The sequence below is a fragment of the Companilactobacillus sp. y65-5 genome, assembly GCF_057541095.1.
In genome coordinates this window covers 485,102-508,416 of record NZ_BAAJOA010000001.1, presented here as the reverse complement: position 1 = coordinate 508,416, position 23,315 = coordinate 485,102, and the positions used below count along the sequence as shown (strand labels likewise).

Here is a 23,315-nt window from a genome sequence, read left to right as displayed (position 1 = left end):
TGAGGTGATAAAAATTTTATATCGTGGATATTTAAGAGGCGATGGCAAACATGCCGCAATGAAATTTAAATCTGGACAAAGATTATTGAAATTTGAAACAGTTCGTAAAGAAGCTTCATATGTCGGAATCCTATCTGATGATTTTATATGTGTGGACGTTGATAATTGGCCGGAATCGAAAAAGTTGTTAACTATTTTGGATAATCTAAACGTTGAATTTTCTGCACTTGAAACCAATCATGGTATTCACTTTTACTTTCAAGGATATGATCTGACTACTAATAAGATTGGCTGGTATACGGCATTAGGTATTAAAGCAGATTTCAAACTTGGTATTAAAAATACGGCAGATCCATTACGTATTGAAGGCAAAACACGAAAATGGGTTCGAAAGACAACTCACTATGATTCAATGCCAAAGTGGTTAACCCCGCTATCTAACCATAAAAATCATATTGAAGAATTATCAACTGGTGAACGCAATCAGAAATTATTTAACTATATCTTGGTGCTTCAAAAAGCTGGCATGTCACGTGATAATATTCGTCAAACCATCAGATTGATTAATGAGTATATCTTAGATAACCCGTTACCTAAGAATGAAGTTAATGTGATTTTGCGTAACGATGCTTTTCTGAAGGAAACATTTTTTAGTAAAAATTTATTTTTGCATGATAAATTTGCTAAGTTTTTAATTGCTGAACATCACATTATATTGGTTGCTGGTGTTTTACATATTTATAAAGATGGTATGTATTCCGATAATCAAGCTGATATTGAACGTGCAATGATTAAACATTTACCAGGCTTAACTAAATCAAGGCGTATTGAAGTTTTGAGCTATTTACAACTTCAAGCAGAAGAAAAATCTTTAGCAGATGTGAGATACATAGCACTTCAAAATGGTTTATTCAATCTTGATACTTGGAAGCTGCAAGATTTTAATCCAGAGATAGTAATCAAAAATAAGATTCCAATTAATTATGTTGAAGATTCATATTATGATGTCACTGACAATACTCTAAATAAAATCTGTGTTGGAGATAAGCAGCTACGATTAATTCTCGAAGAGATATTTGGTTATGTGCTATTTAGACGAAATGAATTAGGTAAAGCATTCATTCTAACTGGGGATGGTTCAAATGGTAAGAGTTCATATTTAAAGATTGTTCGTAAATTAGTTGGATCAGATAACACATCATCACTTGATTTAAAAGAACTTGGACAACGTTTCAAGACTGCTGAATTATTTGGTAAGTTAGCAAACATTGGTGATGATATTAGTAATGAATATATCAAAGATAATAGTGAATTCAAGAAGTTAACTACAGGTGAAACTATCAATGCGGAACGTAAAGGACGAGATCCATTTGACTTTAACAACTATTCAAAATTAATATTCAGTGCTAATAAAATGCCACGTATTAACGACACTTCTAATGGATTGACCAGACGCTTAATGTTCATACCATTCAATGCTCATTTCACTTCTAAAGATGTTGACTATGATCCATTTATTACTGACAAGCTGTTAAGTAAACAATCAATGCAATATGTTTTATTACTTGGGTTAAATGGTTTGAAACGGTTACTTAAAAATCATAAGTTCGCCACCTCCAAAAGAATTAACGCTGAAGCTGCTAAGTATGAGGAACTTAACAATCCACTTATATTATATTTACGTGATGAAACTCCTAAACTCATCAATGAAATAGTTAAAGATACCTATGTTATGTATTCTGTCTGGTGTAACGATAATGGTTATAAACCCGTTTCGCAGATTGCTTTTAGCCGAGAAGTTTGTCGTATTAAAAAATATAAAACGAAAACACAACGAGTTGATGGTAAACGTAAACAGATATTTATAAACAACTAACTAAATGGGTATATTTTCACCCTGATAATATGTTTATTTATGGGTTAATTTAAGTGTTTATAGTAGCTGTCAATGATGAATCATTGACATGTCAATGATATCATTGACAGCTATAACCCTTGATATACTTATGATTGAGAGCAATGTCAAAGATGTCAAAGATGTTTTTACTTTCTTTTATATATAATAGATGTCTTTCTAATTAGTATTATTTATATAAAGAAATATAGGGGTCTCATCTTTGACACTTAGTCATAAAAGTATAAACAAATCCAATGATATCAAGACTTACAGAGTGTCAAAGATAATCTTTTATCATTGACAGAAAGGAGTTATTTTGTGAATAAATTTGATGATAATAAAATTTTTTTAAAAAGATATTTACCATATGTTACTCAAATTAAAGAGTTAGAACATAGATTATATAGTTTAGATTTAAAAATTGAGTCAACTCAAAGTGTTCAAATCTCAGGTTTGCCAGGTGGCGGTATTCCGAGAACCCTAAATGATGATTTAGAAAAACGTGAAGAACTAGAAAATCGTATAAATAAACTATTAAAAGAATCAAAGCCAATTAGAGATGATATTTTGAATGCAATTGATCACGTAGGCAATGCAAAACAATCGAGAATTTTAGAATTAAGATATATTGAAGGATTAGATGTTAATGATATAAGTGATGAGGTACATAATTCAATTCGGCAAGTTATTAGACACTGTAATCGCGGAATAAGCAATGTCACGTTAGTGTCTAACAAATGACATTAGTATGACATTCCATAGCCGAGTTTTTCAGTGTATATTAGTATTATCGAAAGTTTCAAAGAAGTTCAGTGGATGTTGGCGTAGAAGCAAAATCAACTTTGGTCGGCGGAAAACGGCCATAAAATAGATTTTTAATCTCAATGTTATGGTTAGCTACTTTCGGTGAACACTTCGTGCTAGGTTCGACTCCTAGGGTAGCTATTAAAGTGAGTGGCAGTACTTCTACGGGAGCTGTTGCGAAGGTCAGTCTACGGACTGGCTTTTTTATTGGAGGTGTGGTGATATGTAATGAATAAACAAGAATTAGCGATGCAGATGTATGTGGGAGGTTCTAAATACAAAGACATTGCAGAAGAGATTGACGTACCGGTCAACACAATTAAATCATGGCGTCAAAGGAATGGCTGGTCAAGAGGTGCACCTAAGAATATGCATCCTAAATCAAAAAGAGATGCATCTATTACTCAAAAGGTTGCACCCAAAATAGTGGATGAATTAGAGGCAAACAACGAGCTTACAGATAAGCAAAAGTTGTTCTGCCTCTTTTATTTGCAACGATTTAACGCCACATGGGCTTATCAGAAGGCTTATAAGTGTAATTATGCTACAGCTAACGTGGAAGGCAGTAAGGCCCTAGTAAAACCTAGTATTAAAAAACAGCTTTCAAATTTAAAAAAACAGCAAACAACTGACTTGTATTTCAACGTTCAGGATATCATCAACGAGATACGTCAACAGTCTAAATCAGACGTTCGTGACGTTATTGAGTTTAAGACAGTCAAAAAATATAAGTGGTCGAAGATCTATATCAAGAGTGGTAATTATGAAGATAATAATGGCAAATATAAGATGGTGCCTAAAATTGATCCTGCCACTGGCGAGCAAGAATACTATTTCGAAAACATTGTTAATTTACATGACAGCAATGAAATTGATACGGCCAATATTAAATCTATTCGGATCGATAAGGGTGAAGCGGTTGTTGAAATGTATGATAAGCAAAAGGCTTTAGATAGTTTGATGAAATATGCAGACACATATGTTAATGACCAAGATGATACCAGCGGTGTTCAGATTTTAGATAACATTGAAGGGGATGAGGACGATGGTTCAACAGGTAATGCTAAAGAGTAAAGTTGCACCATCGTTCAGACAACTTCATGTTGATATCAAGAACCGTAAGCATTCTAATTACTGGTTGAAGGGTGGTCGTGGTTCAACCAAGTCTAGTTTTATCTCTATCGAGATTGTACTGGGGATAATGAAAGACCCTGAAGCTAATGCAGTAGTTCTGAGGAAGGTTGCAGCTACCTTACGTGATTCGGTGTATGACCAGTATTTATGGGCTATTGATGTTTTAGGTGTTGCTGATTATTGGAAGGACTCAGTTAGCCCTATGACGCTTACATATAAGCCCACTGGTCAGCAGATTCGATTTAAGGGTGCAGACAAACCACGAAAAATTAAGTCACAAAAGTTTCGACATGGTTATACAAAATATAAACATTATGAAGAAACGGATGAGTTCCTGAAGTGGGCAGAGATACGTTCCATTAATCAATCCCTAAATCGTGGTGGTAGCGACATCATCACATTCTATAGTTACAATCCACCGGCTAGTGTTAACAGTTGGGTCAATGTGACGACAGCTAAGGAAGGTACTAGGGATGATACTTTGGTTCATTCATCTGATTATCTTTCAGTTCCAAAAGAGTGGCTTGGACGTGAATTCTTAGCTGATGCTGAACAGTTAAAGAAAGATAATCCTAAAGCATTCAATCATGAATACTTAGGTGAAATAACTGGTACTGGTGCGGAAGTGTTCAATAACGTCACGTTACGTGAGATTACAAAAGCTGAATATCAATTATTCGACAATATAAAAAGAGGCTTAGACTTTGGTTTTGCTAGCGATCCGTTGGCATATATCGAAGTCTATTTTGATTTAACGAGACATCGACTGTATATATTTAATGAAATCTATCAGGTGGGATTGAAGAATAGAAATGCTGTTGAGCTGATTAAGCGATTTGATTCAAACAACAAGCCAATTATTGCTGATTCAGCATCACCTGGAACGATAGCAGAGTATCGAGATATGAGCTTAAATGTACTGGGTGCAAAGAAAGGACCAGGAAGTCGGGACCAGGGATACAAGTGGCTGCAAGACCTAAGAGAGATTGTAATTGACCCCGCCAAGTGTCCTAACACCGCACGTGAGTTCAGTAGTTATGAACTGGAAAGGGATGCAAATGGCAATTTTAAGGCTGGCTACCCTGATGGCAACGACCATGCAATGGACGCAACCAGATATGCACTGGAATCGATAATACGGAAAGGAGGCTTCAAACCTTGGAAATAAAGGCAATGAAAAAGCTACTCAAAAATACGGATGCACGCAGAACTAAATTTGTTAGTCAGTTTCAACAGTCGCTTGATTATTATTTCAATAAGAATGACATCACCAACCGTAACAATGGTGAATCAAAATTAAATGAGCATGGGAAGGATGAGCCCTTACGTTCAGCTGACAACAGAGTTAGTAGCAACTATCACCAATTACTTGTGGATCAGGAGGCTGGGTACGTAGCCACCATTCCACCGGCGGTAGACGTCGAAGATGAAAAACTAAATGACAAGATTAAAACAACACTAGGTGACAATTTCAATTTACGGTTGAATCAGTTGGTCATTGACGCTGCCAACGCTGGAATTGGATGGATTCATTATTGGATTGATGAATCGAATCAATTCAGATATGGCATTGTACCTCCTGGGCAGATCACGCCGATATATTCCAACGACCTTAATCGCAAATTATTAGCGGTCAGACGAACGTATCGGCAACTTGATCCAGATGATGGCAAGTACTTCAAGATTCACGAGTATTGGACTGATAAAGATGTGACGGTATTCAAGTCGCAGATGCCAGACTATTCGGACTTGTCAGCGGTAGAAGATAGATTCCCAATCTTTGACGTATCAACAGGAGATGAAGTTGGTACAGGTTCAAAGATGAATCATAATTTTGGCCGTATCCCCTTCATTGCATTTCCTAAGAACAAATATGAGCGTCCTGACTTGCTGAAATACAAAGGCTTAATTGATGTTTACGACAATGTATATAACGGTTTTGTGAATGACGTTGATGATGTTCAGCAAGTTATCCTGGTCTTGACTAATTATGGTGGTGAGTCGCTAGATGACTTCAAAAAGGCACTCAAAGAAGACAAGGCGATTAAGTTAGATAGCATAGGCACAGGTGATAAGTCAGGTGTTGACAAGCTCACGATTGATATTCCAACAGATGCACGCAATTCCCTCTTAGAGACAACCAAGGGGGATATTTTTGTGCACGGGCAAGGCATCGATCCAACTAAGTTTGAAGCCAACAATGCCACTGGTGTAGCAATCAAGATGCTATATAGTCATCTGGAATTGAAGGCGTCAATCACGGAATCGTATTTCAGGGATGGAATTTCCGAGTTGGTTAGAGCAATTATGAACTGGCTGAATGTATCTGATGCTGACGGTCGAAATATTCACCAGACGTGGACACGAACAGCCATTCACAATGATTTGGAGCAAGCACAGATTGTATCACAAGTAGCAAACTATTCATCTGATGAGGCAGTAGCCAAGGCTAATCCGATTGTTGAGGATTACCAAGAAGAATTGAAGAATCGTCAGGATGATGTCGTGAAAAATGATGGCTACTCAAATGATGAGTCACTTAATAATTTAGGTGATGATGATGAGTAGTGAATTAACGTACTGGGAGAAGAGATTTCTTCAAACGAAAGCTAAACAGATAAAGAATAGCGAAGACTATGAACGTGCCTTGCAACCGAAACTACGTGGTCTACAGCGTGACTTGGACGGTGAATTGAATAAGTATTATCGTCGCTATGCTCAAACAAATAACATTCCTGAGAAGGAAGTTAAACAGATGCTTGGCAGCATTGGTAACTCTAGTTGGCAGATGACACTAGAGCAATTTGAGGAGAAGGCAAAGGCTGGTGGCTACGAGAAAGAACTCGATTCTGAATATTTTAAGAGTCGTATATCAAGACTTCAAAACTTAGATGAGCAAATGAAATATCACACAAGAAATTTTGCTAAGTCTGAACAAACAAATATGTCTGATGCCTTGTCAAAACAATTTGATGATAGCTACATGAGGACTATTTACAAAACGCAATCAGCAAAAATGAAATTTGGTGGTAATTTTGCAAGCTTTAATGAGGACCAACTCAAAACTATTGTTAGCAAGCCTTGGAAGGGCTCCAACTTCTCTAAACGGATTTGGGGAAACTACACTCAAACATTGCCTAACAAGTTGATGGATACCCTCCTGAGAGGATCACTACTAGGCTGCTCACCAGATAAGTTGACAACTATGATGCATGAAAGATTCAAGGACGTAAGTCGTAAGGATATTCATAGACTAGTCAATTCTGAAATGGCTCACGTTAACGAAAAAGCAACAGCCCAAGGCTATGAAGAGTCAGATATCGAAGAATATGAGTACATGGCTACCTTAGAATCGCACACGTGTGCAGTTTGTGGACACCTGGATGGCAAGAGGTTCAAGCTATCAGAGCGCAAAGATGGAGTCAACTATCCAATAATACATGCTAATTGCAGATGCACTACAGTGCCATATATTGAAGGGTTGAGCGACATTGAGAATAGATGGAACCGTGATCCAGAGACCGGTAAAGGTAAGTTCATTAAGAATATGAAGTTTGATGAGTGGAAAAAGCAGTATATACCGACTGCTATAAAAGCTGCAGAACAAACTAATATTTCCAAAAAAGATTCTCAAAATGGTTTATCGGTCAATCGCAAACTGGTTAACTCCAAACGGTTCCATGACAAATTTGTTGTGCTAGATCTGCCTAAACAGACTCAAGAAGCACTTTATAAAAACTCAATGACTATACTAGAACATCGTGATGGTTCAAATTACGAAGACCTGTATGTCATTGATCAGCGAACTGGGGAGCTGGTCGTTAAGCAAGATACTTCGATTGAAGAAGGAAAGACTGGCTTAACGTACGATCAGTTTTGTGAGGTGCAGGAGTACGCGGAACCAATGGTGTTACTGCATAACCATCCCAATAGTTCAAGACCGTCGATTGCTGATATTTTGACTTTATTCCGCAACCCTAAAATTATGCAAAGTGTTGTTGTTTCTCATAATGGCAAAGTAGCCACTATAAAGATAAGTCCAAGGAGTATTGACATAGAGTTTCTATACAAGAGATGGTATAATCTGTTTGTAAGAGAGGGCTATGCAAAACAAGAAGCTAATATATTGGCAACAGATAAAGTCTATGAATCGGGGGCGATTATTCATGATCAGAACTAGCAATGATGAGTTTTATATGTTGATTGACGATAGCAATAATCGTCCATTAACCCAACAAGAAAAAGAGCATATCAAGCTTATCGAAAGTCAGCCTGGGTACAAGGAACGGATGGCTGAAGCCGAAAAGAGAATAAATAAAGAATGTGGTATTTAGTTAGCACCCAGCAAAATCGTTGAGTGCTATTTTTGTACCCTTTTGACCTGAGTAAGTCGTAAAAAGGCTTATTTTTTATACCTCAAATGTGGCCGTTCCACGTAAATCTAACGAGAGAGGATTTGTAATTATGAAACGAGAATTTTTAAAAGGTTTGGACTTGGGAGATAAAGTTATTGACCAGATTATGTCTGCCAATGGCTCTGATATTGAGAATACTAAGAAGTCGTTTGGGGATGTCGAGTCTATCAAGACTGAAAATGAATCACTTAAAACTCAAATGACAGAACGTGACAAGGATATTAAATCGCTTAAAAAGCAGGTGTCAGATAATGAGGATTTATCCAAACAATTCACTGACTTACAAGATAAATACAAAACTGATACTCAGCAGCTCAATGATCAACTTGGCCAGACTAAACTCAATTCAGCGCTTGATACCGCCTTAACTGGTGCTAAAGTTCGCAATACTAAGGCCATCAAAGGCTTATTAGACATGGATACCATTAAACTCAATGATAAAGATGAACTGACAGGGCTAAACGACCAGCTAACAACTTTAAAAGAGTCTGATGGCTATCTATTTGATGAAGGTCAAAAAGGTGGTTATGAACCTAAGGGTGGCAATGGCTCTGACGATAACAACCAAGTTCAAACTTTGATTGACGCATTTAAAGAATAGAAAGAAGGAAGTTATTTATGGCAACAATTAACTACGCGGAGGCCTATCAACAAGCTATCCAACAAGCATTTTACGATGGGCATTTATTTTCACAGACATTATGGCAATCGCCATCTAACAGTACAATTAAATTCGACGGAGCCAAGCATATTAAAGTGCCACGTTTGACGATTGACGAAGGTCGTCGTGATCGTACACGCCGAACAATTACGCAACCTAACGCTAACTATTCAAATGATTGGGATTCATATGAATTGAAGAATGAACGTTACTGGTCTACTTTGGTAGATCCAAGTGATATTGATGAATCAAATATGGTCGTTTCAATTGCTAATATTACCAAGCAATTTAACTTAGATGAAAAGATGCCAGAAATGGACCGTCAAATGTTTAGTAAGCTGTATCAAGAGAAGGCTGATGCTAATGATGGTGGGTTGCATACCGATACGTTAGATGAAAAAAACATCTTGACTGCTTTTGATAACATGATGGTCAACTTTGATGAAGCACGAATTCCTAATCAAAATCGTGTTCTATATATCACGCCAAAAAACAATGCTATTTTGAAGCGTGCCGAAGCTTTGAATCGTGAACTGAACTTAAAGGATCCAAATAATGTACAACGTACAGTTTATAGTTTAGATGATGTATCTATCGTGGTAGTACCATCCGATTTGATGCAAACATCGTTTGATTTTACAGTTGGTTCAAAAATTAAGGATGATGCCAAGCAAATTGAGATGTTCTTAATCTACAACGGTGTTCAGATTGCGCCACAAAAGTACAGCTTTGTTGGTTTTGATGCACCTACGGCTGGCAACAGTGGCAACTATCTATATTACGAACAATCTTACGATGATGTTCTGTTGTTGAAGGCTAAGACCAAGGGTATTGAATTTGTTACGTCTGACAAAGTAGTAGCCCCAAAAGCGTAACCCCACCATTGGATAAACCGACAGATAAAAATACTGTAGCTGAAATCACTGATTGGTTAGATTCTCACTTTATTGACCATTCAGGCAAGACTACTAAGGCAGATTTGTTGACATTAGTTCCGAAGGATTAGGGGGTCATCAAATGAGTAAAGAAGATATTATTACAAAACTTAAAATTTTGATTCCAGATAACGAAAATGATAATTTCGATGTCATTCTTGAATTAATTGTTTCAAAAACAATTAACGATGTGGCCAATTACATTCATGCTGGGATTGATGATATTCCTGAAGCGTTAGAGTTAACTATTGTTGGCATGTGTCAGCAACTTATTGAGACACATGATTACTTAACACCTATCGCAGACCGCTCTAGCAACGTTTCATCAATGTCAGAAGGTGATGTATCGGTTACTTTTAAATTACCTGGTGATGTGTACAAGTCGCTTCAAGAAGCTAATTCCATAACTGACAACTTTATCACGCAACTCAATGGTTTTAGGAAGGTGAAGCGATGAAATCAATATTTAACAAGATGAATGGAGTCATTGAAAAAGTTTGGAATGATCGGGTGACCATTACTGGATTTAAGAATGTTAAGAATGGTCCATTTACTGAGAATGGTCCAGTTACAATAGTAAAAAATCATCCAGCCAAAGTCATTCTTAGCGGTCAAAAACCTAGCGACCAATCTTTCTATGGTACAGATCGATTTGATGCCAAGTTATTGATTGATAACGAGGTTTTTATACCTGCAGGAGCTGATATTGAGGTCACTGATGTAAATGGTCATGTGACACAATACAAGCGCTCCAGTAAGGGATATCGTGGTTATGTTAGTCATCAAGAAGTTGCAATGGTACGTGATGAGAAAGCTAAGGAGGTGGCATCTGATGGCATGGGGAACAATTGATGATGAAGAGTTTCAAGAGTTTGCTAATAGAGTAAATGCTAATATTGAAGCCGAAGAATTAAAACAGAGTGTTTTAAAATCGGCTAGAAAGGTGCGCACTTTGGGTATGCGAACCGTTAAAAAAAGAACACCGGTTGGGCAGTATCCAAAAGGATCCGGAAAAACTGGTGGACATTTGAGGCGTACATGGCACTTTAGTCAACCGATTATTTCGGGTATGGCAATAACTATGGAGCTGTACAATGATACAGAGTATGCGCCCTATGTTGAATATGGCCACAGAACAAGACCCCCTCATAAGCCGGAATCTATTAAACGATCCAAAGGTGTTCATTGGATTCCTGGCCAACATATGATGTCAGAAACAGTGGCTGAATTAACTGATATGATGCCACAATTACTGACACCAGCGCTTAAAAAAGCGTTAGGAGGTTTGTTTGATTGAAATATGACATTATTAAATTGATTGGTGAAGAATTATTAAAACTATTTCCTACCATTGCAATTTATCGTGAGAATCATAAGGAAGGTTTTGAAGAGCCTTCTTTTTTTATTGAGAAAATCTCAACTCGATCAAGTCCAGAAATGTTTGAGATTCAAAATCGAAAGTATTCTTATCAAATTGTCTACTTCCCAACTATTGATAATCCTAAACAAGATATGCAGATGGTTGAAGAAATCCTACTAGATAACTTCACTATGCTGACTGATTTTGGTAACTTGCGTAACCGTGAGTTTAATCAGTCGACTGATAACACTTTACAAATGACATTTGAGGTTCAAATCAGAGCACACAAGCAGGATACAGGTATTAAGCAACAGCATATGAAACTAAATGGAGGTGTCGCAGGTGGTGGATAAGTATTCTAAGGGTTCACTAATTAATAGCACAGGCTTTGATGTTATTGATCGTGACATTTTAAAAATTGTATTGGATGATAAAAAACTATATTCAATGCGTGAAGTTAAGAAACTGATCAAAGAGTTTAAAGGAGGAATCAAATAAATGGGTGGAACATGGACAACACAAAATAAACGCCGACCTGGAGCATATATCAACACAGTTGGTGCTGAACAACCAGCACAAGATACAAGTCTAGGACGTACATTGCTGATCAACCACACGGCTCTGAATTGGGGTGCCAAAGGAGTAATTGAACTGAATGCTAATTCAGACTTTAAAGCGTTGCTGGGAGCACCACTTTCAACACCGGAATTTGGCGCACTGAGAGAGACGCTTAAAGGTGCTTTGACCGTATTGCTTTTGAATGACAACGACGGTGACAAAGCTACTATTACCAATGACTTATTACCTTGGAACTTCACAGCTAAGTATCCAGGAACAAAAGGTAATGAACTACATGTAACGGTGGTTAAAGATCCTAATGATGATACCAGAATCACAGTTTCAACAATCTATGGGACTGAGGTTGTTGATCAACAAGTCATCCGTACAACGACAGCTAAAGGTTTGCAATCAAATGAGTACATTGATGTTGAATATACAAATGACGAGGTGCTAGGTGTTGAGGACAAACCTGCTACTAATAAATTGGTATCATTGGCGGCTTCATCAACATATGACCTGGTTGGTGGTACAACCAAACCAGTTGAGATTACTGAATTACTAAATGATGCGCTTGAAACAGAACAATTTAATGTTGTGACAGCAGCGGGATTTGAACCTGATAACAACATTCATCAATTGGTAGCACAAGCTGTACAGCGACTACGCGATGGTGAAGGCTATAAGGTTAGAGCGGTAGTACCGGCTTACGAAGGTGGCTATGATTACGATCATGAGGGTGTATCAGTTGTTGCTAACGGAGTCGTCTTAGAAGATGGCACACAAATTGATACGACAACTGCAGCTGGTTATTTTGCTGGAGCATCGTCAGCCGCTGGTGCAAGTTCGTCATTAACTTATGCTGAGTATCCTGGTGCTACTAATGTGGTTCCTAAGTTAAATAATGAATTGACCATCAAGGCCTTAAATAATGGCTGGATCGTCTTTACGGTTAAGCGTGGTGGACGTGTAGTAATTGAGCAGGATATTAATTCATTAACTACTTATTCAGATGAAAAGCCTAAGGAATTATCTAAGAATCGAATCATTAGGACTTTGGATCAGATTGCAACTGATAGCGAAGAGGCATTTGAAACGATGTTTATTGGTAAGGTCAATAATGATGAAACTGGTCGAGACTTGTTTAAAGCTAATCGGGTTTCATACATGTCTAATTTAATGAGTGCCAATATTATTACAGATTTTAAACCGGAGGATTTAACCGTTGCCCCTGGTAATGATGGGGATTCAATCCTAGTTGATTTAGCGGTTAAACCAATTGATTCAATGGAAAAACTTTATATGACAATTACTGTTGCGTAGGGAGACGAAAACAATGTTAGGAACAATAGATGGTTTTTTGAACACTAGAGATACTATCTCTAGTAATGAAGCTAAGCTCTTTTTAGAAACTGGTGGCCGAAATATCAAAATGATGGAAGCAAACGAATTTTCGGCAACGATTAAGAAAACAAAAACTGATGTAAATATTTTAGGTTCACGGTGGCAAGGTAAGAAAGTTGTCGGAATTTCGGGTACAGGAAATTTAAGTTCTTATCTAATTACTTCAGATTTTATTAAATATGGTTTGGAATATGCAAATAATGGTAAAGATGTTTATTTTGATGCAACGGTAGTGGTTGAAGACCCAACCAGTCGTACAGGAAAACAAGTTCTTATCATTCACAATATTAACTTAGATGAAATTCCACTTTTGGATATTAAAGCTGGTAAGGATGTAATGTCTTGGAAAACAGCGTTCGCATTCGAAGGCGTTGAACTAGTTGAAGAATTTAATGACATTAAAGGGGATAATTAAATATGACTGATGTAAATGATTTTTTAAAAACTAACGTAGATACAGCTGTAAAGAAATTGAAATTTAAGCTTGAACGCTTTAATGCACCATTTGAACTGGAATCACTTGATGCTGAAACAAGTTCCAGATTGCAAAAGGAAGCAACCCATCCTATTAAAAATCCTAAAACTGGTGCATTAACAAATGATTTAAACGTTCAAGAATATGGTGATTTACTTTTAAGCGAATCAGTTGTATCTCCAGATTTAAAGAATGCTGAATTGCAAAAATCATGGGGAGCAATTGCTGACCCAGTAGGATTGTTGAAAAAGATGTTGATGGCAGGTGAATATACCGAATTATTATCACAAGCTCAAACATTAAGTGGCTTTGATACTGAAAATGTCACTGAACTGGTGGATGAAGCAAAAAAATAATCAAGACCGAAGATTATAGTGATATGGGGTATTACTTGTATTCACTTAATGAGTTTAAGTGGACCCCTGATCAGTGGGTGAAATTAAACAAAAGAGAGAAATCTTTGGTTATAGCTTGTATTGACATAATTATTGAAAAACAAGAAGAAGCACAAAAGGAAATTTAAAAATCGCTAAGACTATTTCATAGTTTTGGCGATTTTTTTGGAAAGGAGGTTAAAATATATGGCTACTATCAGTTCAACAATTAAAATTTATGATGAATTTAGTAGTCCATTGGATAAATTAAACTCTGATCTCAGTAGAAGTAAATCTTCGATGAGTAAATTCAAAAGTGCTTTTAAAGATGGTTTTAACGGTAATATTCAACAACCATTGGAAAGTGCCGGCCAACAAGCCGAGAATACTGGTGGTATTTTTAAAAAGATGCTTGGAGCCAATATTATTGGTACTGGCATTACTAAAGGTATTGGGCTTATTAAGGATTCTTTGGGAGATGCTGTTAAACGTGTCGATACATTAAATAATGCTAGTCGTTCATTTATCAATATGGGATTCTCTGCAACTCAAACTAAAACGGCCATGAATGATTTGGATAAGGCAATCAACGGATTACCAACATCTATGGATTCGGCTGTTAGTCAAACTCAATTATTGGCTGCTTCCACTGGAGATATTGGTAAATCAACTAAAATATTTAAAGCTATGAACGATGGTATTTTAGGTTTTGGTGGTTCCGCTAATCAAGTGAATGAATCAGTTATTCAATTATCACAGGCATTTTCTAATGGAAAAGTTGATGCTCAAACATGGAATTCAATGATTAATGGTGGTATGGGTCCTGCTCTAAATGCAATAGCTAAACAAATGGGAACCACTACCGGAAAGTTAAAAGATGGATTATCTGATGGAACTATTTCGGCTAAGAAGTTTCAAGATGCTTTGATTGAACTTGATGAAAAAGGCGGAGGTGGTATGAAATCACTTAGCAAAATCGCTAAGGATTCAACTGCTGGTATTGGAACGTCAATGACTAATTTTAAAACTGCAGTTACAAGAGTTGTAGCCGGGGGAATAGACACCTTAGCAAAAAACGGTTTAACAGATGGTATAAACGATGTAACTCAGAAATTAAAAGATGCTATACCAACAATTCAGAGTACCATTACCTCAGTTGTTACCAATGCCAAAAAAGGCTTTGAAAGTTTATCATCAGGCTTTAAAGATACCGAGGCAATTTCATCTACAAAACGAATGTTTGAAGATTTGGGTAAAGCTGCATCAAACGTATTCAAAGGATTGTCTAGCGGTAATAAAGACCCATTTGCATTTTTAAAGGATATAGGTAAAGGCGTTGGTAAAGGTGTTAAAGATGTTGCAAATATCATTGATAGTATAGCCAGAGCAGTGTCTAAATTAAGTCCAAGTCAGATAAAAGGCATAGCAACTTCTTTGGAAGCACTAGCAGTAGCAATGATTACTATGAAGGGACTGCAAGGAGTCTCTAAAATGATTTCTGGGATAAGTAAACCATTATTAGGACTTACAAAAGCTAGTGAGGGTTTATCCGGTTTAAGTAAATTTTCTGCTGTTATTGGAAAACTAACTGGATTAGGTGGAATATTTTCGTCGTTTGGTGGTCTTGCGGGATCATTAGTATCAGTAGGTCCAATTCTTTTGGGAATTGCAGCTGCTTTTGGTGTTGTCGGTTTTGCAATATACGCCTTTAAAGAAAATTTAGGTGGATTTGGTGATTTAGTTCGTGGAGTAATATCATCATTATCAGGACCAGCATCTTCCATAGTCTCAACATTTGGTGATATTTTTAGTACTCTTGGTGAAGTATTTAATTCATTAAAACCAGGTATCATGGGAATTGCGACAATTGTTGGCGGGCTACTAATGGCAGGATTTATGGCCGCAGCGGTTGCTGTTGCGGCTTTTGCTGACGGATTAAAAATGCTTGTAAATATTGCTGGTGCAGTAGTTCAAGCACTAATGGGTGTTGGATTAAGCGCCAAAGCAGCATTTGAAGGAGTACTCGGTAACTTTGGTCAAATGAGGAAAGATTTTGGCGCTGCTAAAGATGCGTTTGGAAAGTCTGGTAAATCTTTAGCAAACGCTTTTGATTTTTCAGACACTGCAACATCTAAGGTTCTTGGAACACTGGGTAAAGTTACTGGACTTGTCAAAAAGAACAACTCTAAAAAAATTAAAGGACCAACTATTAGTACACCAACTTTTGAAGAATCAAATGATCCAACTAAAGCTTTAGAAAAAAAGATTAGTGGTAAAAAGATTAAGGGTCCTAAAATTGAATCCACATTTGAGGGTGGAGATATCATCCAAAAAATGCAAAAGAAGAACTCGAATAAGAAGATTAAAGGACCTCAGGTCACACAATTAGACTTTAGTGGTGGGGATCCTTTACAAAATCTTAATAAGAAAATTGGTTCTACAAAGGTAAAGGGTCCAACTATCAAGAAACCAACGGTGCAGGGTGGAGACCCAACAGCCGATATAAAGAAAAAGATTAGTTCATCTAAGATTAAGGGACCCACTATTAAGAAGCCGACTGTTCAAGGAGGAGACCCAACGGCTGATATTAAAAAGAAAGTATCTGGTGCTAAAATTCCTGCTCCTAAGATTGCTAAACCTAAAGTTCCAACTGTAGATACCAGTTCGCTTTCATCTGCTCGAGCGAAAGTTTCTTCGCAAATGAATGCCATTAAATCATCAATTTCCAGTTCTATGAGAGGTGCAGCATCAGCGGCTAAATCAGGGATGACTCAAGTGGCTAGTGCAGTAAGGTCAGGAATTCAGGCTGCTGTTGCTGTAGGTAGGTCTGGTGCATCACAAATGCGTTCAATTGGTGTAATGATTGGTCAAGGTTTAGCACAGGGTATGCAGTCACAAGTGAGTGTAGTTGCCGCGGCGGCTAATGCGTTAGTTTCTGAAGCAAATAAAGCGGCACGTGCAAAAGCTCAGATTCATTCACCATCTAGATTATTTGCAGAAATCGGTGGGTTCATTGGTCAAGGTTTAGCACAAGGTATGGACAGTAGTAAGAATATTGTTGCAAAATCTGGAAGTGCTTTGATAAATGCTGCAAGTAATTCGGATGTCAAAGTTAAAAATCCATACTCTGGAACAGGTAGTCATCATTATGGTGTGGTTGATTCTATTGTTAATAAATCTAGTAATAATCAGTCAAATAAAAATTCTAAAGTTGTTATTGCATCAGGTGCTATTCAGATTAATTCATCAGGAAATGCCGAATATGATGGTGAAAGACTATTACAAATTATCGAAAACAAACTTATTGAGAAGCAAAACGCTTCGTTGAGTTAGGAGGTGATGGACATGAGTAATCATTTAGGGTTTTATTTAACCAACGATTCAAATGAAACAATTGAATTACCAGTTAATCCAGCTGAAGTTACCATTAAATGTGCAAGTGATGATAAATCTGAATCTGTAATCAAATTGGGAGAAGTAAATTTAATCGGTGAAGATAAGTTACAAGAAATAAATATTGAAAGTACGATACCGTTAGTTCCAAAAGACTCTCATTACGCATCTGCACAAGAGTTCTTAGGTAGCGCTCAAGATTATATAGACTGGATTGAAAACGCTAGAAAGCTAAAGAAACCTGTAAGAGTAGTCATTTCAACTACAAAGATTTCACTTAAAGCAACTATTTCAAGTTTTGAATATGGCATGAAAAATGGATATGACGGTGAGTATTCCTATACGCTGTCATTTAAAGAATATCGGCCGTATGGAGCAAAAAAAATAGGAGCTAAACAACAGCCAGAAAAGACTGTTAAAGAGCGTCCTAGCCCACCAGATAAGGTGGGTATGGGTTCAACGGTGGTAGTTAATGGACAACTGCACAGAGATTCTCAAGGTCATGGTGCTGGAATGACAGAGCAGAATGCGACTAGGAAAATTTCATTGATAGCTCCAAACTCTGAATATCCATATCACATTACTACTTTGGATGGTGGTTCACGTGGCTGGGTCAAAGAAAGTGATGTGAGATCAGCATGATTACTAAATTTACTATTAGTCGTAGACATGCTGGAGATACCTGGGATGTTAGCAATTCAGTTAGTAATGTTAAATGGACGACTGATTTAAACTTTGCCGCCGGAACTTTGAATTTTGATTTGCTGTTTGATGATGATTTCTTCCCTCAAAGCGGTGATGTTGTTGAGTTTCAATGGGACGAACAGAGGATATTCTATGGTTATGTCTTTAAGGTTAGTTTCAAAGAAGATCATAAATTCGGTGTGACGGCTTATGATAAGACCAGATATTTAAAGAATCAAGATTCACTAGTTTGGCCAATCTCAACTATTTCGGATCGATTCGATACTGTTTGTAAAATGGCTGAAATCAGTCATAAAGTTATTAATGATTCTAGTTATAAATTGCCCGCTGAGGTTGCCGATTCAAAGACTTATTTTGATATGCTGAAATCAAGTATTGATAAGACTCAGAAGGCTACCAATCAGATGTACTACATTTTTGCTAATTACGATGTGGTTGAGCTGAGAAAGGCCCCCTATCAGAATTTGAATATTATTGTCGGAGATCAGTCGTTATTGACTGGCTTTTCTTTTGAAAAATCTATTGAAGATGCTGCTAATTCAGTTCGAATTGTTAAGAAGAATCAAGCTGAGTCACAACAAACGACATCTACTTCAACAGATACTGAATCTAGTGGTGATGATCCAGACAAAACTAGCTTTAGTTTTACAGATAGCAGTGCTAAAAATGTTCAAGATTGGGGCAAGTTGCAAACAGTTGAGAACGCTAAGGATAAGGCCAACGATGCTCAGATGAAACAGCGTGCGGATGAGTTACTCAAAGAAAAAAACAGGGAGACTTACACACTAAGCTTGACCTGTTTGGGTGATACATCTTTGGTAGCTGGTAATTCTGTGAACATCCAAATTAGTGACTTATCTAAAGCTGGATTCTGGATCGATAACACAGCAATCATGAAATCAACTCACAATTTTGGAACAGATTATAAATGTGATTTAGAAATGAAGGTGAATCCGCAATGGCTGGAGAGCAACTCCTTGAATTAATGAATGCTAAAGGTGGTAATGATTCTGATTATGCTGACATTGTTTATGGAAAAGTAATTAGCACCGACCCATTGAAGATTCAGACATCTAATCAAATGATTTTGTCTGAGTCTTTTTTAGTCCTCGGACGAAGTGTTACTAAGCATAAAGAACGTATCAGAGTGTTGTCTCATTCAGATACTATTGGTGAGATTTCTGGTAATCGACCTGATGTAATGGAAACAATTGAAATTGATGGAACACTTCAAGCTGATGATGAGGTTACTATGATTCGTTTTGATGGTGGCCAACAGTTTTATGTTTTGGAAAGAAGAAATGATAGGAGGGATGTTGATGGATAATCCAACGTTGACCTATCAAGTTAAGAATGGCCGGATAATGAACAAATTTGACGGCCATAAAGCTATGGTTCAAGCAGTTGACAAGATTTTGAAGACTGAAAGATTTGTTTATCCAATTTATAACAATCAGTATGGTAATGATTTCTTTGAATTATTTGGTAAGAGTTTTGATTATGCGACTGTTGAAGTTGAGCGAATGATTAAAGAAGCTTTACTTGCAGATAGTCGAATTTTGACTGTGACGGTGGATGATATTGAGATTTTGGATAGAACTATTCTTAAAGTTCATGGCTCATGCACAACAGTCTATGGCGATATTGATATTGAAAGCGAGGTGAGTGTCAATGACTCCTGAAGAATTATCAAGCAGAATAGAGAAGCGCAATTTTGAGTACTATTTAAGCAAGATGATGGCTAATGTTCCTGATAATGTTGATAAACGACAGGGCTCGATTATTTATGATGCTTTGGCACCAGCTGCTATGGTTATGGCCCAACAGTCCTTAGACTTGTCAAATATTGTTAAGGAAACCTATATCAAAACAGCCGACAATGAGTATTTGGATTATCGTGCTGTTGAACATGGAACTTCAAGACAATTAGCAACTGCAGCACAGGTTAAAGCTAAATTCTTAGATTCAAAAGGTAATGCTATTGATAACGTTGAAATTGGTGATAGATTTGCTAGTTTGGGAGACAATCCAATTTTCTACAAAGTTATCAAAATTAATGATGATCTAACTGGAATTTTGGAAGCTGAAGAAGTTGGAACACGGTCTAATGGTTACCTTGGTCAAATATTACCAGTCACACCCAACGATATTTTGTCTTGGGCAGAAATCGTTGAGGTGTCAGTTCCGGCCAAGAATAACGAAACTGATGATCACTTGCGTGAAAGGCTATTATCTGCTGATTCTTGGATAGCCTATGGTGGCAATATCGCTAATTACTTAGATATGCTTTCAAAACTTGATTCTGTTGGTTCTGCTCAGGTCTATCCAACGTGGAATGGTGGAGGTACGGTTAAACTAGTCATTCTAGATAATGATTTAATGCCGGCCAGCCAAGAACTGATTGACCAAGTCAAACAGTCCATTGATCCTATAGATGCTGAAAGCGAAGGTTATGGACTAGCACCTATTGACCATGCTGTTACTGTAGTGGCACCAGAGCCCGTCACAATAGATATTAATACTAAAGTTGAGGTTGATGATCAAGCCGATATTGAGACCTTAAAACCTAAGATATTGAATGCTGTTGAAGACTATTTCAAGTTTAGGAGAATTGCTTGGAGCCAAATTAATAAATCAACTGATAGAGGCTATGCACTCACTATTTACCGCTCTAAAATTCTTAGCTCAATTATGAAAGTTGACGGCGTTGTCAATGCTTCAATTCCAACTTTAAATGGGATAGATGATGATATAGCGTTGCAATTTAATAATGAGTTATCACAACTACCAGTAGTGGGCGAGGTGAATTTGAATGGTTAAACTACAAGACTATTTACCTGATTACTACGATGATGTTTATGAGATGCAGAAGCTGGTAGCAGCTGAACAAGTGGATTTTGGTAATTTTGATGATCTGATTTTGAGAACACTTTTAAATCAATTTGTTGTTCAGGCTGATCTCGAGGGTATTTCAATCTTTGAAGATCAGCTAGGTATCGATGCTAATCCTAATGATTCTTTAGATACAAGAAGATACAACGTATTGATGAGAATGTTGCCACCCAAACCGATAACCCTAAAATATTTCAAAGAGTTACTTCATACGTTAGACATACCAGCCTCAATCAATGTTGAATACGCAATCAGAAATGTCGCTACGACAGCAAAAAGAAGTGAGATTAGTAAGGACCAGATTAAGCGTTTGAAATATCTATTAAACGTTTATCTGCCTGCTAATCTCACTTTTCAAATTATTACGACTTCTGAAACTGAAACTGAGCAACGGGAATATCTTGGTACGGTTGTGGATAAATATATTGTAACTAGCACCATGCCAAGGTTGAAAACTAAATCCAGTTCAACAACCAAGCAACATTTTGGAGTTTTGAATTTTGGAAACACCACTGGTATCAAGTCACCAGCAAAAGCAATCTTCAATAATAAATTGAACTATGCTCCCACTTATTTTGGATCAACAGGCGTACAAACTACGCTCAGGACGGTTAGCAGAGCAATATTAGCAATATCAACCAACACAAATAGCAATAAGAAATTGGGGGCAATCAAACCTCAAATTAGTATCAATTTAATCGTAAAGGAGAAAAAAGTGCATGTCTAAATATAATGAATCTGTATTGACTACAGCCGGATTAGATTTGGCCAGTCGTGCAGCCAATGGCAAAGTGAAATTCACAATCACACGTGCGGCATCTACGTCGGACGATTTAAGTAAGCTGTCTGAATCTGAATTACAAGCACTTGTGGCATTACCAAATGAAGTTCAATCAGGAACTATTACCAATCAGGAAGAGAATATTGCTGATAGCAATGCTGTGATTGGAACTGAAATCCTATTTACAAATAAAGGCTTGACCGAGGCATATTCGATCAACGCCGTGGGTGTTTATGCCAAGGAAGACGGATCTGATGAAGAGATTTTATATGCAATCACAACAGCCCAAGAACCGGAATTCATTCCTGATTTTGCAGATCAAGTCTTATTAAAGTTTACATTTACTATTTACGTTATCGTAGGTCGAACTGAGAATGTCACAGTTTTGATCAATGAAACTGGTATGGCATCTAAAGACTACGTTGATAGCAAAATCAAAAAAGCAATTGCAAATGCCAACATGGACGATTTGATTGAAGATTCAGAAGTTTCTGCCGAATTGAATCAGATGATGGCCTACACAAAGGAAACAGACATTCCTGAAGAAAATGATTTGACGAGAACGGCCAGACTGGTCAGAAATATGCCAATGTCGTTGAAGTTGAAGGATAAGGATAACAATTTAGTAACGTTGACGCCTGACGATGATCATTCAATTGATATCTCAAAAATTGGCTCTTTGACGGGTGGTACGGTGATTAATCCGGGAGATACACATCCAAGTTCAGGCGCTGACTACTATGCTGGTGATTTATTAAGGGGTGAAATAGTTGGAAGAATGATGAGGTATCAAGGTGCAACAGACCCTACGAAAGTAACTAATATTTCATTCGTTGAAGATGTCGGTTCAAAAATGAACATGGTTGGCGAAGGCTTATCATTTCTAATTCACATGATTAAAACTCCGATTACAGCGGGCGAAAGGGGCGAAACGGCAGAAATTAAATTAAATTATGACCCTAACAACGTTGTTAAAGAGGAGTGTTATACGACAACGTCATCAGTCCCGGTATATATCAAGGCAGAGGATTTTGAAGTTGGACAGACACTTGAAGTCCCATTTAATGGTGTCGGTGAAAATACCGAACTTGCAAACAATCAAGCGCCAGTATTGAAGCTCACGTTTAATGCTGATAAGACAATGGATATAGAATCAGTAACAGGTTTTAGCAATGACGGGAACCCCGGTGGTGTAACTGGAGCGACGTATGATGTAATAGTTGACACAATAACAACGTTTAATGTTCAGGAAGCCGTACCACAACTTCCATCAGGTTCAATATTATTCACAGGCAAGGCATTTGGGGAGGTTGCTCTAAATACGGTTGAAGATTATTTTGCGAACGTTGGAAATGGGATTGTAATTACGACATCTGGATATTTGCGTTCGACGCTCGGTGAGATTCCGTTATATGAATTAAATGAAGAAAGCGAGCTTCCATTAAGTAAAGAAGACTTATTTATTGGCAACGCAAATACTTTTACTAATGTCAAATAAATTTATGATAATCACCAGCAATATAAAAG

General features: G+C 37.2%; 26 protein-coding genes. All 26 read left to right on the top strand.

The annotated features are described in order from the left end of the window. The first annotated feature begins 4 nt into the window (after nt 1–4). The 26 genes from AC27FM_RS02605 (at nt 5) to AC27FM_RS02480 (ending at nt 23,286) form a co-directional block, all read left to right on the top strand. Entirely contained in the window at nt 5–1,876 is a 1,872-nt protein-coding gene (locus AC27FM_RS02605; protein WP_487085771.1) for a phage/plasmid primase, P4 family, read from the top strand. A gap of 339 nt (nt 1,877–2,215) precedes the next feature. Continuing rightward, nucleotides 2,216–2,638 carry a sigma-70 RNA polymerase sigma factor region 4 domain-containing protein gene (locus tag AC27FM_RS02600; RefSeq protein ID WP_487085770.1) on the top strand — a complete coding sequence of 141 codons (423 nt, stop codon included), beginning with the start codon at nt 2,216–2,218 and terminating at the stop codon, nt 2,636–2,638. Nucleotides 2,639–2,929: 291 nt separating this feature from the next. Next, the gene (locus tag AC27FM_RS02595; RefSeq protein ID WP_487085769.1) at nt 2,930–3,775 is read left to right on the top strand and encodes a terminase small subunit; all 846 of its coding nucleotides are present in this window, start codon (nt 2,930–2,932) and stop codon (nt 3,773–3,775) included. Continuing rightward, nucleotides 3,747–5,003: a PBSX family phage terminase large subunit gene (locus AC27FM_RS02590; protein WP_487085768.1), complete on the top strand. Its 1,257-nt coding sequence runs from the start codon at nt 3,747–3,749 to the stop codon at nt 5,001–5,003. The genes AC27FM_RS02595 and AC27FM_RS02590 overlap by 29 nt, the downstream gene beginning before the upstream one ends. Next, nucleotides 4,994–6,403: a phage portal protein gene (locus tag AC27FM_RS02585; protein ID WP_487085767.1), complete on the top strand. Its 1,410-nt coding sequence runs from the start codon at nt 4,994–4,996 to the stop codon at nt 6,401–6,403. The genes AC27FM_RS02590 and AC27FM_RS02585 overlap by 10 nt, the downstream gene beginning before the upstream one ends. Continuing rightward, a complete protein-coding gene (locus AC27FM_RS02580; RefSeq protein ID WP_487085766.1) occupies nt 6,396–8,015 on the top strand; it encodes a minor capsid protein in 1,620 nt (539 codons plus the stop codon). The genes AC27FM_RS02585 and AC27FM_RS02580 overlap by 8 nt, the downstream gene beginning before the upstream one ends. Further along, entirely contained in the window at nt 8,002–8,169 is a 168-nt protein-coding gene (locus AC27FM_RS02575; RefSeq protein WP_487085765.1) for a hypothetical protein, read from the top strand. Before AC27FM_RS02580 ends, AC27FM_RS02575 begins: the two co-directional genes overlap by 14 nt. Nucleotides 8,170–8,299: 130 nt before the next feature. Further along, complete coding sequence (locus AC27FM_RS02570; RefSeq protein WP_487085764.1) at nt 8,300–8,851, top strand: phage scaffolding protein; 552 nt, start codon at nt 8,300–8,302, stop codon at nt 8,849–8,851. A gap of 17 nt (nt 8,852–8,868) precedes the next feature. After that, the gene (locus AC27FM_RS02565; RefSeq protein WP_487085763.1) at nt 8,869–9,786 is read left to right on the top strand and encodes a capsid protein; all 918 of its coding nucleotides are present in this window, start codon (nt 8,869–8,871) and stop codon (nt 9,784–9,786) included. 8 nt (nt 9,787–9,794) lie between these two features. After that, nucleotides 9,795–9,917, top strand: a complete 123-nt coding sequence (locus tag AC27FM_RS02560; protein WP_487085762.1) for a hypothetical protein — start codon at nt 9,795–9,797, stop codon at nt 9,915–9,917. An 11-nt stretch (nt 9,918–9,928) separates the two neighbouring features. Beyond that, nucleotides 9,929–10,303 carry a head-tail connector protein gene (locus AC27FM_RS02555; RefSeq protein ID WP_487085761.1) on the top strand — a complete coding sequence of 125 codons (375 nt, stop codon included), beginning with the start codon at nt 9,929–9,931 and terminating at the stop codon, nt 10,301–10,303. Further along, the gene (locus tag AC27FM_RS02550) at nt 10,300–10,698 is read left to right on the top strand and encodes a hypothetical protein (protein WP_487085760.1); all 399 of its coding nucleotides are present in this window, start codon (nt 10,300–10,302) and stop codon (nt 10,696–10,698) included. Before AC27FM_RS02555 ends, AC27FM_RS02550 begins: the two co-directional genes overlap by 4 nt. Beyond that, the gene (locus tag AC27FM_RS02545; protein WP_487085759.1) at nt 10,679–11,143 is read left to right on the top strand and encodes an HK97 gp10 family phage protein; all 465 of its coding nucleotides are present in this window, start codon (nt 10,679–10,681) and stop codon (nt 11,141–11,143) included. Before AC27FM_RS02550 ends, AC27FM_RS02545 begins: the two co-directional genes overlap by 20 nt. Beyond that, the gene (locus AC27FM_RS02540; protein WP_487085758.1) at nt 11,140–11,559 is read left to right on the top strand and encodes a phage tail terminator family protein; all 420 of its coding nucleotides are present in this window, start codon (nt 11,140–11,142) and stop codon (nt 11,557–11,559) included. Before AC27FM_RS02545 ends, AC27FM_RS02540 begins: the two co-directional genes overlap by 4 nt. Continuing rightward, nucleotides 11,549–11,704: a hypothetical protein gene (locus tag AC27FM_RS02535; RefSeq protein ID WP_487085757.1), complete on the top strand. Its 156-nt coding sequence runs from the start codon at nt 11,549–11,551 to the stop codon at nt 11,702–11,704. The genes AC27FM_RS02540 and AC27FM_RS02535 overlap by 11 nt, the downstream gene beginning before the upstream one ends. Then, nucleotides 11,705–13,087, top strand: coding sequence for a phage tail sheath family protein (locus AC27FM_RS02530; RefSeq protein ID WP_487085756.1), 1,383 nt, complete (start codon nt 11,705–11,707; stop codon nt 13,085–13,087). A 13-nt stretch (nt 13,088–13,100) separates the two neighbouring features. Continuing rightward, nucleotides 13,101–13,583: a phage tail tube protein gene (locus tag AC27FM_RS02525; protein WP_487085755.1), complete on the top strand. Its 483-nt coding sequence runs from the start codon at nt 13,101–13,103 to the stop codon at nt 13,581–13,583. A 2-nt stretch (nt 13,584–13,585) separates the two neighbouring features. Further along, entirely contained in the window at nt 13,586–13,999 is a 414-nt protein-coding gene (locus AC27FM_RS02520; RefSeq protein ID WP_487085754.1) for a phage tail assembly chaperone, read from the top strand. A 225-nt stretch (nt 14,000–14,224) separates the two neighbouring features. Further along, nucleotides 14,225–17,350 carry a tape measure protein gene (locus AC27FM_RS02515; protein ID WP_487085753.1) on the top strand — a complete coding sequence of 1,042 codons (3,126 nt, stop codon included), beginning with the start codon at nt 14,225–14,227 and terminating at the stop codon, nt 17,348–17,350. 12 nt (nt 17,351–17,362) lie between these two features. Next, nucleotides 17,363–18,052 (top strand): hypothetical protein, encoded by a 690-nt coding sequence (locus tag AC27FM_RS02510; RefSeq protein ID WP_487085752.1) that lies wholly within the window; start codon nt 17,363–17,365, stop codon nt 18,050–18,052. Continuing rightward, the gene (locus AC27FM_RS02505) at nt 18,049–19,101 is read left to right on the top strand and encodes an XkdQ/YqbQ family protein (protein ID WP_487085751.1); all 1,053 of its coding nucleotides are present in this window, start codon (nt 18,049–18,051) and stop codon (nt 19,099–19,101) included. Before AC27FM_RS02510 ends, AC27FM_RS02505 begins: the two co-directional genes overlap by 4 nt. Then, nucleotides 19,074–19,442 carry a DUF2577 domain-containing protein gene (locus AC27FM_RS02500; protein ID WP_487085750.1) on the top strand — a complete coding sequence of 123 codons (369 nt, stop codon included), beginning with the start codon at nt 19,074–19,076 and terminating at the stop codon, nt 19,440–19,442. Before AC27FM_RS02505 ends, AC27FM_RS02500 begins: the two co-directional genes overlap by 28 nt. After that, nucleotides 19,435–19,797: a DUF2634 domain-containing protein gene (locus AC27FM_RS02495; protein ID WP_487085749.1), complete on the top strand. Its 363-nt coding sequence runs from the start codon at nt 19,435–19,437 to the stop codon at nt 19,795–19,797. Before AC27FM_RS02500 ends, AC27FM_RS02495 begins: the two co-directional genes overlap by 8 nt. Beyond that, a complete protein-coding gene (locus tag AC27FM_RS02490; RefSeq protein ID WP_487085748.1) occupies nt 19,787–20,935 on the top strand; it encodes a baseplate J/gp47 family protein in 1,149 nt (382 codons plus the stop codon). Before AC27FM_RS02495 ends, AC27FM_RS02490 begins: the two co-directional genes overlap by 11 nt. Next, entirely contained in the window at nt 20,928–21,734 is an 807-nt protein-coding gene (locus AC27FM_RS02485) for a putative phage tail protein (protein ID WP_487085747.1), read from the top strand. Before AC27FM_RS02490 ends, AC27FM_RS02485 begins: the two co-directional genes overlap by 8 nt. Beyond that, nucleotides 21,727–23,286 carry a hypothetical protein gene (locus tag AC27FM_RS02480; RefSeq protein ID WP_487085746.1) on the top strand — a complete coding sequence of 520 codons (1,560 nt, stop codon included), beginning with the start codon at nt 21,727–21,729 and terminating at the stop codon, nt 23,284–23,286. Before AC27FM_RS02485 ends, AC27FM_RS02480 begins: the two co-directional genes overlap by 8 nt. Nucleotides 23,287–23,315 lie beyond the last annotated feature (29 nt).